A 12,388-nucleotide genomic window follows, 5' to 3' on the forward strand; every position below is an offset into this window, starting at 1 on the left:
GTATATCCTTAGAACGTAAGTACTTCAATGGGAAAATAATCAGTATGTAAGAAGGTGTGTGTATTATCTAAATAAAAAAGTGCTAACAAGTTTGCAAACGAACTTGCTAACACTTATACGGAATAGACATAAAATATCGTTGATATGTCACCTTCAATAATAGTCAAAATCAATTAGAAAACACTAAATCGAGTGTTAAAAGTATTATGAAGCTTGTAAGAATTACAAAGCTACCCCAAAAGAAACTTTTTGAAGTGTTGCGGAAATCTTTTATTAAGGAAAAGAAAGAAAAAAATATGGCAACAATAAGAATGAAAATTTTATACTTATCAGACATTATAACCCTCCCGAAGAACAGTAACTTATATTATACCGTATTTTTCAATATTATTATAAGAAGATTTTAAAGTGAATAATAAGTAAAAATAAAACCATAACCATAACTTAAAACATTTGTTTTGGTTCTATTATTTGAGTTCTTTGTTTTAGAAGGTATATAATCTAGAGTTGAAAATTCCCCAAAGGAATTACCATTTTTTATTTCTGATCCAACATCAGGTGCTCAATGAAATGGTATGAAAGATTATAGGCTGGTGATACGAGATTAAATAAGAGGAATCTGCGTGCAGCAAGAGTCCCAGCTCAGATTTCTACTAGAGAAAAGTAGTTAGTTGGGGTAGGTAGATTAAAAAAAACGGATGGATGTGGAAACTAAATATTCATGACATTAAGGATAAAGGTCGGGAAATATAATTTGGTATTCTGGGAATAACCGGAGGTCCGTAGTTAAAGTTGCATAGAATTTGTATTTTGTTTCTAATTTTTCAATTGTTATTAAGTGATGAGAACCTAATCCGCGTCGTACACTATGTTGAGAAAGAGTTGGCCCAATTTGTAATTTTCGTTTTTTCATTGCATCGTTCCATGGACTATAAAAAAATTTAAAAATAAAAGCAGGTCCTATGTAAATGCTATAAGGATAATGCGAACCATGTCTCCCGACTCTATAGTTCCCGTGCGAATTATTGTGAATTAATCTACCGTTAAGATATAGTTGATTTGGATTAGGTTGAATTATTATGCCGTGATAACGTTGTTTAACAAGCGGAGAACTATATCTTGGATTAGTGTAGCCATGAGTCGGTTCATCAATCATCATAATCATTCTTATTGAAAACATATTGCCGCCCATAGTGTTAAGTGATTTGAAAAATTGTTCTTTATTATAACAGCATAGGAATTCTGTCGTATTTAATACCATTTTCCATCCTGTAAGTTCTCTTTCAATTTCCATAACTTCTTGATCAACTAAATAAGCATCAAATTCGAGTGATTTTGAGTTTCGTATTTCCCAATTAGGAGCGAATATTTTACAGATTTCAACTGACCGATCAGTGGATCCACGGTTAATAAGAATGCCGTGATCAAATAGCTTTGTATGGTGCATTAACCACCATGGAAGTAAATATTCTTCATTGTAAAAATGAGAAATTAAAGTAGTCTTAATCAAAATCACCTCCGTATTTAACCTGCTTCTTATTTAATATGATATGGAAGGAAACCTATTGTTAGAAGGTTTCCTCTTAAAAGTTTTAAAACATATAGGGTATGTGGATGGATTAGTATATAAAGTAGTCTGATTGATGAAGAGTGGTATTAAAAAGTGCAAAATCTAAAATGAGCATCGAATTAGTGTATAACGATTGAAACGGCACTGAAAACTAATAAAACGGCCATAATGATGTTAAATAATTGGTTATGTTTCACTAATAATTTTTGGAATATTGAACCAAATAAACTCCAACTAAATGTACTCATTAAACCGACTACACCTAAAAATAATGAAAAAAGTATAAAACTTGAATATGAATTGTAGTAAGGGATTATGAAAGTCGATACTACAGTCAGTCCGAATAATATCCCTTTAGGATTAACGAATTGAAGAGAAATCCCCACAGTGAATAAGTTTTTATTATCTTTTTCAACGGGATTCGTACTGCTTTTACTAGTAAGTATTTTAATAGCTAAATATAACATATACGCTACACCTAAAATTTTTAAAGGGAATTCGATTATGGGTAAGATATTAAGTAGTACAACATTAAAGAAACTACATAAAGAAGTGAGGATGAAAAAACCAAAAGCTACTCCGAAGCAAAACTTCATGCTCCTTTTTAATCCGTGTTGATTTGCGTATGTCATCGCTAAAAAATTGTTAGGGCCGGGTGTGAAGCTACTTATAAAAACAAATAATAAAAAAGAAAATATAGGCATTTGAAAACCCCCTAATTATTTGTGTGTGTTATAATGACCGAAAAGAACAATATAACGAGTGCTTTTTATTATACATAACGGTCGTTATATTGTATATAGTGTGGGAGTGTTTTTTATGGAAGAAATTCAACTTATACTGGCGAAAAATTTAAAAACTATACGAGAAAAAGAAAAAATAAGTTTGGAAAAAGTTTCCCAATTAACAGGTGTGAGTAAAACGATGATTGGACAAATTGAAAGAGGAGAATCAAGCCCGACACTAACAACAATATGGAAGATTGCAAATGGTTTGAAAGTTTCTTTTACCTCTTTAATCAACAATCCTCAGCCTGATACGAAAGTGATCTTAAGAAAAGATATTCAAGCATTGTCTGAAGACAATGGAAAATATAAAGTGTATCCTTCTTTTCCTTTTCAAGATGATAGACATTTTGAAATGTATACAGTAGAAATAGAAACAGAAGGGAAGTTAAGTTCAGAAGGGCATAAAGAAGGCGCAGAAGAATTTATTACGGTATTTGAAGGTGAATTGACAGTAGAAGTGAATAACTGTCAATATACATTAAATAGTGGAGATTCAATTCGTTTTAAGGCCGATAGATCACACTCTTATCATAATTTAGGGGAATCTTTGACTCGATTAAGCATGACAATTTATTATCCAACTGCATAAGTGTGCATTTATAGTAACAACAGATAAAACCATCTATAAGAGATGGTTTTTATTTTTTATCACTCACAAAAAAAGACACTCATCTGAGTGTCAACATAGTATTGCTCTCGCGTATAGGATTGGAGTATGTTTCTCAAATACGTATTGAGATGGTTCGTAAAAGAGAAACTATCTTCATATTTAATGTAACATCGGTGGAAGTCAGTGTAAATTGATAATATATATACGGAAAATTTAGTATAGATAGTTTCTACTATGAATATAGTGCAATTTGTTCTTTAATGCACCATCACTTTTATGAAATAATGGGGAGGTTCTTATTATGACAGACTTAGTATTTAATAATGTTTATTAGAAAAAGAATGAATCATTTTTTAATCGATTCGTATAATTGTTAGAGAGGCACCTGTTGAACCACTTCCAACCAAATTAACGATGGATAATACGCCGAATAATTGAAGTGAAATTGTATTACCGGCAATTAAATTAGTAATTAAATTATTGTTATAATTTGAAGTTGATATAGCGGGAGAAAAAATAGAACCAGGAAGTGGAGTAGAAGCGTTTAATAGTAGTCTTGTTCCAGCGAGTAGAGCAGTGGTCGTATTAACTTGATAGGTTAAATAATATCTTCCGGTTACAGGAATTGTAAATATATCGTTTGAGGCGTTAACTGTAAAATTACCGAGGCTTTGGTTATTAGAAAGAGGAATATTAGTTACACCTAATATTACAGAGATGGGACCACCTAATGTATTATTAGCGAACATAGAGTTTGTTGTAACTATTGACCCAGTACTTCCGGTAGGTCCAGTAAGTCTGTATGGAAGAATAATTTCAAGAGCCATTGATACTAGTTCTTCTATTCTTTTCTCATTTTTATCTTGAATTTAAATCACCTCATTTTTAAATTAGAGTGCAATAAGTTTCGTGTTTTTGGAATGGAACTATCATTTTATTATATTAATAGTAGTAGTTAAAGCAACGGTAAAATGTTTAATAAATGTATGAATCATTTGGAAAGAAAAAAGAATAGTTATGAAAGTATTCCTTAATAATAGACTCATACTTATGTAAGTTAATTAAAAATATGTGGAATGAGGTATTAAATTGAAGCGGAATGATAAATTATCAATAAATAAAGGTAAGATAGAACCTGAGAATATTGGACCTACATTTCCAGCTCTTCCACCAATATATATTCCAACAGGAACAACAGGAGCAACAGGAACAACGGGAGCAACAGGAACAACGGGAGCAACAGGAACAACGGGAGCAACAGGAACAACGGGAGCAACAGGAACAACGGGAGCAACAGGAACAACGGGAGCAACGGGAGCAACGGGAGCAATAGGAACAACGGGAGCAACAGGAGTAACAGGAGAAACGGGTGTAACGGGAGCAACGGGAGCAACAGGAGAAACGGGAGCAACAGGAATAACAGGAGAAACGGGTGTAACGGGAGCAACAGGAACAACGGGAGCAACAGGAATAACAGGAGGAACGGGTGTAACGGGAGCAACAGGAACAACGGGAGCAACAGGAGAAACGGGAGCAACAGGAGAAACGGGTGTAACGGGAGCAACAGGAGAAACGGGTGTAACGGGAGCAACAGGAGCAACAGGAACAACGGGAGCAACAGGTCCTACTGGGGGGATTGGCCCCATAACTACAACTAATTTGTTATATTACACTTTTTCAGATGGAGAGAAACTTATATATACAGATGCAGATGGCATAGCTCAATATGGTACAACGAATATACTATCACCTAGTGAGGTTTCATATATAAATTTGTTTATCAATGGAATTTTGCAACCACAACCACTCTATGAAGTTAGTACTGGTAAACTAACTTTATTGGATAACCAACCACCATCGCAAGGTTCTTCAATTATTTTACAATTTATTATTATTAATTAAAAAAGACAGATTCTTAATGAAAAAAGGAATCTGTCTTTTTTGTTCTGAATTACATTGGTTAACATTAAGTGACGATAAATTCAATTGTAATTGGAATTCCGCCGTCTAATGCATCCCCACCAGGAATTGTAATAGCACCAGTAGGACCAGTAGTAACACTGGAGTTCACGCTTGGTTGAAGAATACCGTTCACATATAAGTTGTAATACGTGAAAGTCGGAAAAGCGGTTGCAGTAGTACCCGCATCGTTTAAACAAGCTGTGGCAGCAATTGCAAAAGCTGCACCTGTACCTGTGCCGGCTCCTAGTGTAGATGTAAATCTTCTAGATGCCATAAATGGTTGAATGATAGGCAATTAATTTTCACTCCTTACAATATTTTATTAGAACGAAGTATAAAATAACTTGTCCACTATATTGTATGAGAGTTTTTTATAATAGAAACGGCTTCACCTTTATAAGGTGAGCCCAATTTTAGTAAAGAAATGTTCTTTATTTATATGAAAAAATGATGTTGTTACTTGGGGAGTATATGTTAATCGTAAATTCGGTTTTTGTATTCAAATTAAAATGTGTCTTTGGACCTAAGAGATAAACGTGGAAAAATAAAATAAACTCTTAAGTTTAGGTATTTAATCTAAGCAGTCAATTATTAAAAACATATAATTAATATGTGAGTCATGAACATAATTAAATTACGTTTTCAAGTTTGATTATAATTCATGTTTCCTATTTTAAGAGAAACATATAACTTAACTACTTTTTTCAATCGCATCTTTTATAGTACTTAGAATAGGAAAACACTCAACTATAAGAAAAGTAAGGAGGAAATAAATGAAACATAATGATTGTTTTGATCATAATAACTGCAATCCGATTGTTTTTTCAGCAGATTGTTGTAAAAATCCACAGTCAGTTCCTATTACTAGAGAACAATTAAGTCAATTAATTACTTTACTAAATTCATTAGTATCAGCTATTTCAGCATTTTTTGCAAATCCAAGTAATGCAAACAGGTTAGTGTTACTCGATTTATTTAATCAATTTTTAATTTTCTTAAATTCCTTATTACCTTCTCCAGAAGTTAATTTTTTGAAACAATTAACTCAAAGTATTATAGTTTTATTACAATCTCCAGCACCTAATTTAGGACAATTGTCAACATTATTGCAACAATTTTATAGCGCCCTTGCACAATTCTTCTTCGCTTTAGATCTTATCCCTATATCCTGCAACTCAAATGTTGATTCTGCAACTTTACAACTTCTTTTTAATTTATTAATTCAATTAATCAATGCTACTCCAGGGGCGACAGGTCCAACAGGTCCAACAGGTCCAACAGGTCCAGCAGGAACCGGAGCAGGTCCAACGGGAGCAACGGGAGCAACAGGAGCAACAGGCCCAACAGGAGCGACAGGTCCAGCAGGTACTGGTGGAGCAACAGGTTTAACAGGAGCAACAGGCCCAACAGGCCCAACGGGAGCAACAGGTTTAACAGGTTTAACAGGAGCAACAGGTTTAACAGGAGCGACAGGTCCAACAGGAGCAACAGGTCCAACAGGTCCAACAGGAGCGACAGGTCCAACAGGAGCAACAGGTCCAACAGGAGCAACAGGTCCAACAGGTCCAACAGGAGCAACAGGCTTAACAGGAGCAACTGGTGCGACTGGTGGCGGAGCTATTATTCCGTTTGCTTCCGGTACAACACCATCTGCGTTAGTTAACGCGTTAATAGCTAATACAGGAACTCTTCTTGGATTTGGATTTAGTCAGCCTGGTGTAGCTTTAACTGGTGGAACAAGTATCACATTAGCATTAGGTATAGGTGATTATGCATTTGTAGCACCACGAGCAGGAACTATTACTTCATTAGCAGGTTTCTTTAGTGCAACAGCTGCATTAGCTCCACTATCACCTGTTCAAGTGCAGATACAAATATTAACTGCACCTGCAGCAAGTAATACGTTTACAGTACAAGGCGCACCTCTATTATTAACACCAGCATTTGCCGCAATAGCGATTGGTTCTACAGCATCAGGGATCATAGCTGAAGCTATTCCAGTAGCAGCCGGGGATAAAGTATTATTATACGTTTCATTAACAGCAGCAAGTCCAATAGCTGCAGTTGCTGGATTTGTAAGTGCAGGTATTAATATCGTTTAATTTGTTACAATGTTTAGTAGGAAATTAAACAGGGGTTTGTATATAGTCCTTCCTAATAAATTTAGGAAGGACTATATTTTTTGGGGAAATAAGTAATAAATTAATTGAAAAATTACTCTTTGTTAAGTTCGTATAAAAAAGTATAATGTACCCTTTCTTAATTTAAAGAATAAGTTATGTAATTTAAAAAATTCCTGATCAGCAAAAAAAGATGAATTCTTTAAAGAAAGAATTCATCCATAAAATAAACTATTTATTTTTATTGCAGTTACATCCTTTTTTCTTTACATAGCCTTGCTCGGCTAAGTCTCTTTGCGATTGGGAATTGGAAGATTGGGAATTGGAAGATTGAGAGGATGCTGAAGAGCTACTATTTTTATTATAAGAGTAGTTTTTTCGATAGTTATAATTACTCATAGTACTATCACCTCCAATTTAATATATAAATATTATATGTATGTACACTATCAATTGTTACTATTATTAATAGGAAGAGAAGATACAATAAAAAAATCTCCTCGGTATTTTCCTAGGAGATAAATGATTAATGTTTTGAAAATTCACAAATTAATAACCCCAGTACAGAGGAAAGTAATAAGAATCTTGGCGATAGGGATTAGGCTGTTGAGTGAGGGGGTGGGTTGGATAATTTTTCATTTCACGGTTTTGATTGCAGTTTGCCGGAGGACCAATTACAGTAGTTGATTGAATAGGAGAAACCGCTTGTTTCCATTGCTGTTCATTGAGGCAGTAAGTATGGGCCATCATATGAGCCGGAGTTAATCTTAAAATGTCAGAACCGAAAATAACTTCTGGCGCTGGGGCATTGAAAATAGCTAATAAATGAGTATTATCTGCTGTAGCAATTTCATAATGCCACCACGCTTGTGGAATGTTGGCAACTTGCCCCGGTTTTATCGGTAAGTTTAATATTTGATTCGTAAATGGATTAAGTAAAGAAACAACAGCAGACCCTGAAATACAATAAACAAGTTCAGCTGCATTTTGATGAATATGTGGTTCTACAACATTTCCTGTACTTAAATAAATATCTAATAAAGAAGTATTTTCTAAAGTATTTAATTGTTTAATGCCAAGTACATTTATATAATTTTGGGCATCTTTCCGAAAAAAATTACTTTTATTTACATCATAAGTAAAATTAGTTGAGGGGGAGGTATAGTCGATGTTGGCAGTCAATTGTATTACCCGCCTTTCTATAGGTAAGTTAGGTTACAAAATTAGGATATGTGTCTAGTCTTTGTTTTGTGCTGTTGTCGATAGCTTAATAAATTCACTTATTCCATAAAGAATAAGGTATTAAGATTAAACTATATTCGTATTCCCATTCATACTTTGGATTGATGGAAAAAAGTAATGAAAATGTTAACTTAAAATTACATCAATCATTTATAAGGAGTGAATGTTCATGTCATTTAGTGAAATGATTAGAAATGAAGTACTCAGCTGGGCGGGTGTTTCTGAAAAACCGCATCGATTTGGTGGTATTGAAATAAATTATGGTAAGAAAGAACTTGGCCATCTTCATGGTGATAAATTAGCTGATTTACCATTTCCGAAGTTAAAGCGAGATGAATTAGTGAAGCAGGGATTGGTAAAACCACATCACGTATTACCTGAATCAGGATGGATTAGTTATTATATAAAGAGTGAAGAGGATATTCCGTTTGCAATTGAGTTATTTCGTATGCAATATGACCGAATTAAAAAGTAATGAAATATAGTAGGGTAATAAAAATTTATTTTCATGTCACATCCCTCCTTAATCGTTCGTCTTGTATGTAGAACGATAAGGAGGGATTTTATTATGAATACATTTGATATAGCAATTGTTGGCGGTGGGCTTGCTGGATTAACAGCATCTATATATTTAGCGAAAGCTGGAAGGAAAGTGATTGTATTAGAAAAGTCCAGTCAATTCGGTGGCCGAGGGATGACTATAAATAAAAATGGAATCTGCATGAATCTTGGTGCACATGCTTTATATAGAGGCGGGGCAGCGTTTATAACTTTTAATGAGCTCGGTATGAATCTTCCAGGTGGAATACCATCTACAAAAGCAAATGGTATATGGAAAGGGGATATATTCACCATCCCAACAGATTTTCGCTCAATTTTATCAACGCCACTACTTTCGTGGTCTGCAAAAGTACAATTCTCACGTCTTATGATTCGTTTAGGAAATTTAGATGTAGGAGAAGTTCCAAAAATGAGTCTAACTACATGGACAGAAAATGAAATAAAAGATCCAATGGTTCGCAATATATTTTATGCGCTATGCCGGACAACAACATATACGTTTGCTCCTACAATACAATTAGCATCATCTGTACTAAAGCAAATACAGCTTTCTATAAAAGAAGGAGTGCTTTATGTAGATGGTGGTTGGGAAACGATAATAACAAAATTAAGAGATTTAGCGAATGATGTCGGGGTGCAATTTTTGGCTAAAAAGCATGTTTTGGAAATAGAGCATTACGAAGATAAACAAAGAATACATTGTGTTGATGATGAGGTTTTTGAAGTAGGTACAGTCATCGTGACGACTCCGCCGAAAGAAGCTTGTAAAATAATAAAAGGTGCAGAAGGAACAAGTTTGCATAGATGGAGTGAACAATCGGTACCGGTTACTGTTGCTGCATTAGATATTGGCTTGAGACAATTACCCAATCCTACACATCAATTTGTATTAGGATTAGATCAACCTATATTTTTCACAAATCAATCAAGAGCAGCTAAGTTAAGTGAAGATGGATCAATTGCAGTGAGTCTAATTAAGTACCATAATCCAGTGCTAGCGATGAATCATATTCATGAAGATAAAGAACAGTTGGAAAGTACGATGGAGTTGTTACATCCAAATTGGAAAAGAGAAATTGTTGCACAGCAATATTTACCGAAAATAATAGTAGTACATGATTTTCCTCATATTGACCGTGTTGAAAAACCGGGCCCAAATATACCTGAAATGCCAGGTGTTTATGTTGCAGGAGATTGGGCAGGGCATGATGAAATATTAGCTGATGCTGCGGTAGTAAGCGGGAAACGTGCAGCGTTACACATTTTAAAGCAACATGAAAGTGAGGCAGTTCATCATGGAAACGGAGCAGTTATATGAAGCGTATCAACCATTATTATTTTCGTTAGCATACAGAATCCTTGGGAGTGTTATGGATGCTGAGGATATCGTTCAGGATGTATTCATCTCGCTAAATAATATAGAAAATCCTCAATCTATAGAAAATATGAAAGCATATTTATGTAAGATGGCGACAAATCGTTCAATTGATAAATTACGATCGGCAGTGCATAAACGTAACGTGTATGTAGGGATGTGGTTACCAGAGCCACTTGTAGAAGAGAGTAATGAGCCATCAAAGTCATTTATAATGAAAGAATCCCTTTCCACCGCATATTTATTACTTTTACAACAACTATCTGAGGTGGAAAGGATTGTTTTCATATTAAGAGAGGTTTTCAGTTATGAATACGAAGAAATAGCTTCAATTGTTGATAAGAGTAGTGTGAACTGCAGGAAGATCTTTCAACGTGCACGAAAAAGCATTTTGGAGAAACCGAAGCAATCAAAATTAAGCACGGAGAAAATGGCTTCTTATGTTGAAAAGTTTGTATCATCATTACAGTGTGGGGATGCGGAAGGTATGTTAGAAGTATTAAAAACAGATGCTATACTCAAAGCTGATGGTGGTGGTAAAGTTACGACTGCGATTAATCCGATTTATTCTGCGGATCGAATTATACGTTTGTTCTTTGGGATTGCACAACGATTGACAGAAGAGTACACCGTTGATTTCAAAATGGTAAATGGTATACCGGGAGTTATAGTTACAATAAATAATAAAGTAACTTATGTTCTTTCGTTTGCATTTGAGGATGAGAAAATTTCAAATATTTATATGATGGTTAATCCTGAAAAACTTATGCATTTAAATGTAAAAATATAAAAAAGCGCATTTCTTCAGAAATGCGTTTTTTATTATTTTTCTAACATTTCAAGAGGTACATCTTTTTCGCCAGCTACCTCAAATTTAATTTCCCCGTCTTCTTCATAAATACGTGTAATAATCGGTATAGTAATCATTAATTTTTTATGCTGCTTTCGTTTTCGAGCAGCATCTAAGCTAATCACGTTCATTTGTAAGCATCCTTTCTTCTGGAAATATATAAACAAAGAAAATGCGTCCGAAAAGGGCGCTTAATTGAATTTGAAATACCGATTCATTTAAATGGGGTTTATATAATTTAATAACTGCAATTTTAATATGAAATAATATGAATGGAATAATTGCACGTAGAAATTAACTTTACCAAAAAACGAAACAATATGCTATAAAAAATTATAAATCTTTGTCATATAACAGGAAAAAGGTTTTTGTTTCGCATATAATAAAAAGTAGACGGGCAGCAAGAGCTTTTTCATCATATTGCTTGGAAAGGCGATGAAAAGAATGGATACAGTAGATTCATTATTATTGCAACTTGAACAATATGGAGAAGAGCATGATCGAAATAAAAAAACAAGGGAAGAAAAATTACGGAATGTTTCTCGTGAGATGGGGCAATTTTTATCAATTTTAGTAAAAGGGTGTAATGCAAAAAACATCTTAGAAATTGGAACTTCTAATGGTTATTCTACATTGTGGCTAGCTAATGCGGTAGAAGAAACAAATGGAAATGTAACGACTGTAGAGCTTTCTTCAGAACGAGTTGGAGAGGCACTTGTCAATTTTGAAAAGGCAAACCTGTTACAAAGAATCGATATTCATAATCAAGAAGCCGGGGCATTTTTAGATTCGCAATTAGATCATTCATTTGATTTTATTTTCCTAGATTCAGAGCGTACGCAATACATGTGGTGGTTTGAGCATATAAAACGTATGTTACAACCAAAAGGTTTTCTTGTTGTTGATAATGCAACTTCTCATGCGAGTGAATTAGGTGAGTTTATAAAAATGATTGAAGAAGATGATACGTTTGAAACGTTGTTATTAGCGTTTCAAAAGGGAGTATTTGTAGCTCGCAAAAATAAATAAAAGTGAGCGTAATAGAATTATCACATTGAAAACGGGTGAATGTCAAAAGATTGAGTGTAGCACGATTGAAAGAACGTAAATTATTTAGGAAATATATGAAGAATCCGCCTTCAGCATGTAGTTCTCTAGGTCTTAAGTCTGAGGAAAATTATGTTGATTACAGGTATACTTATAGTAAGAAACAGGGAATGACTGCATTAACAGACATTTCTAAAAAAATCGATTTCAAGCAGTCAGAATGTATATGAAATACGATATAATTGATGAAATATAGTGCATAT

General features: G+C 34.1%; 13 protein-coding genes. 7 read left to right on the plus strand and 6 right to left on the minus strand.

The genetic code is table 11. From position 1 onward, the window contains the following. Window positions 1-727: 727 nt before the first annotated feature. Together MHI26_RS12090 and MHI26_RS12095 are read right to left on the minus strand one after the other, a co-directional pair. Window positions 728-1,510: a glycosyltransferase family 2 protein gene (locus MHI26_RS12090; protein WP_061665837.1), complete on the minus strand. Its 783-nt coding sequence runs from the start codon at window positions 1,508-1,510 to the stop codon at window positions 728-730. 179 nt (window positions 1,511-1,689) lie between these two features. Next, the gene (locus MHI26_RS12095) at window positions 1,690-2,274 is read right to left on the minus strand and encodes a LysE family transporter (protein WP_001121283.1); all 585 of its coding nucleotides are present in this window, start codon (window positions 2,272-2,274) and stop codon (window positions 1,690-1,692) included. A 58-nt stretch (window positions 2,275-2,332) separates the two neighbouring features. Between MHI26_RS12095 and MHI26_RS12100 the strand changes: the two genes are divergently transcribed. Continuing rightward, the gene (locus MHI26_RS12100) at window positions 2,333-2,947 is read left to right on the plus strand and encodes a helix-turn-helix domain-containing protein (protein WP_116365417.1); all 615 of its coding nucleotides are present in this window, start codon (window positions 2,333-2,335) and stop codon (window positions 2,945-2,947) included. Window positions 2,948-3,321: 374 nt separating this feature from the next. On the opposite strand, the gene MHI26_RS12105 is transcribed toward MHI26_RS12100, so the two are convergent. Beyond that, window positions 3,322-3,837 (minus strand): BclA C-terminal domain-containing protein, encoded by a 516-nt coding sequence (locus tag MHI26_RS12105; RefSeq protein ID WP_042972465.1) that lies wholly within the window; start codon window positions 3,835-3,837, stop codon window positions 3,322-3,324. A 220-nt stretch (window positions 3,838-4,057) separates the two neighbouring features. On the opposite strand from MHI26_RS12105, the gene MHI26_RS12110 reads away from it, so the two are divergent. Further along, window positions 4,058-4,870: a DUF4183 domain-containing protein gene (locus tag MHI26_RS12110; RefSeq protein ID WP_340994051.1), complete on the plus strand. Its 813-nt coding sequence runs from the start codon at window positions 4,058-4,060 to the stop codon at window positions 4,868-4,870. Window positions 4,871-4,934: 64 nt separating this feature from the next. Here the strand turns inward: MHI26_RS12110 and MHI26_RS12115 are convergent, their stop codons facing one another. Further along, window positions 4,935-5,225: a DUF4183 domain-containing protein gene (locus MHI26_RS12115; protein WP_001121647.1), complete on the minus strand. Its 291-nt coding sequence runs from the start codon at window positions 5,223-5,225 to the stop codon at window positions 4,935-4,937. A gap of 478 nt (window positions 5,226-5,703) precedes the next feature. On the opposite strand from MHI26_RS12115, the gene MHI26_RS12120 reads away from it, so the two are divergent. Beyond that, entirely contained in the window at window positions 5,704-7,032 is a 1,329-nt protein-coding gene (locus MHI26_RS12120; RefSeq protein ID WP_061665835.1) for an exosporium glycoprotein BclB-related protein, read from the plus strand. A gap of 567 nt (window positions 7,033-7,599) precedes the next feature. Here MHI26_RS12120 and MHI26_RS12125 read toward each other — a convergent pair. Beyond that, window positions 7,600-8,232 (minus strand): cupin domain-containing protein, encoded by a 633-nt coding sequence (locus tag MHI26_RS12125; RefSeq protein ID WP_000126319.1) that lies wholly within the window; start codon window positions 8,230-8,232, stop codon window positions 7,600-7,602. A 229-nt stretch (window positions 8,233-8,461) separates the two neighbouring features. On the opposite strand from MHI26_RS12125, the gene MHI26_RS12130 reads away from it, so the two are divergent. The 3 genes from MHI26_RS12130 to MHI26_RS12140 all read left to right on the plus strand — a co-directional run bounded on the left by MHI26_RS12130 (window position 8,462) and on the right by MHI26_RS12140 (window position 11,018). Next, window positions 8,462-8,767, plus strand: a complete 306-nt coding sequence (locus MHI26_RS12130; protein ID WP_000010317.1) for a luciferase domain-containing protein — start codon at window positions 8,462-8,464, stop codon at window positions 8,765-8,767. A 93-nt stretch (window positions 8,768-8,860) separates the two neighbouring features. Continuing rightward, window positions 8,861-10,171: a phytoene desaturase family protein gene (locus tag MHI26_RS12135; protein WP_061665834.1), complete on the plus strand. Its 1,311-nt coding sequence runs from the start codon at window positions 8,861-8,863 to the stop codon at window positions 10,169-10,171. Further along, window positions 10,149-11,018: a sigma-70 family RNA polymerase sigma factor gene (locus tag MHI26_RS12140; protein WP_061665833.1), complete on the plus strand. Its 870-nt coding sequence runs from the start codon at window positions 10,149-10,151 to the stop codon at window positions 11,016-11,018. The genes MHI26_RS12135 and MHI26_RS12140 overlap by 23 nt, the downstream gene beginning before the upstream one ends. 32 nt (window positions 11,019-11,050) lie before the next feature. Here MHI26_RS12140 and MHI26_RS12145 read toward each other — a convergent pair whose 3' ends face one another. After that, on the minus strand, window positions 11,051-11,209 hold the full coding sequence (locus tag MHI26_RS12145; protein ID WP_001100984.1) for a hypothetical protein: 159 nt from the start codon (window positions 11,207-11,209) through the stop codon (window positions 11,051-11,053). Window positions 11,210-11,513: 304 nt separating this feature from the next. On the opposite strand from MHI26_RS12145, the gene MHI26_RS12150 reads away from it, so the two are divergent. Next, window positions 11,514-12,107, plus strand: coding sequence for an O-methyltransferase (locus MHI26_RS12150; RefSeq protein ID WP_061665883.1), 594 nt, complete (start codon window positions 11,514-11,516; stop codon window positions 12,105-12,107). The last annotated feature ends 281 nt before the right edge of the window (window positions 12,108-12,388 follow it).

The organism is Bacillus sp. FSL K6-1218 (assembly GCF_038006445.1).
Lineage (GTDB): Bacteria > Bacillota > Bacilli > Bacillales > Bacillaceae_G > Bacillus_A > Bacillus_A thuringiensis_S.

Bases quoted from the DNA above. Each gene is read 5' to 3' on its own strand.
- MHI26_RS12095 (WP_001121283.1), bottom strand. From the start codon at position 2,274: ATGCCTATATTTTCTTTTTTATTATTTGTTTTTATAAGTAGCTTCACA.
- MHI26_RS12120 (WP_061665835.1), top strand. From the start codon at position 5,704: ATGAAACATAATGATTGTTTTGATCATAATAACTGCAATCCGATTGTT.
- MHI26_RS12130 (WP_000010317.1), top strand. From the start codon at position 8,462: ATGTCATTTAGTGAAATGATTAGAAATGAAGTACTCAGCTGGGCGGGT.
- MHI26_RS12135 (WP_061665834.1), top strand. From the start codon at position 8,861: ATGAATACATTTGATATAGCAATTGTTGGCGGTGGGCTTGCTGGATTA.
- MHI26_RS12140 (WP_061665833.1), top strand. From the start codon at position 10,149: ATGGAAACGGAGCAGTTATATGAAGCGTATCAACCATTATTATTTTCG.
- MHI26_RS12145 (WP_001100984.1), bottom strand. From the start codon at position 11,209: ATGAACGTGATTAGCTTAGATGCTGCTCGAAAACGAAAGCAGCATAAA.
- MHI26_RS12150 (WP_061665883.1), top strand. From the start codon at position 11,514: ATGAAAAGAATGGATACAGTAGATTCATTATTATTGCAACTTGAACAA.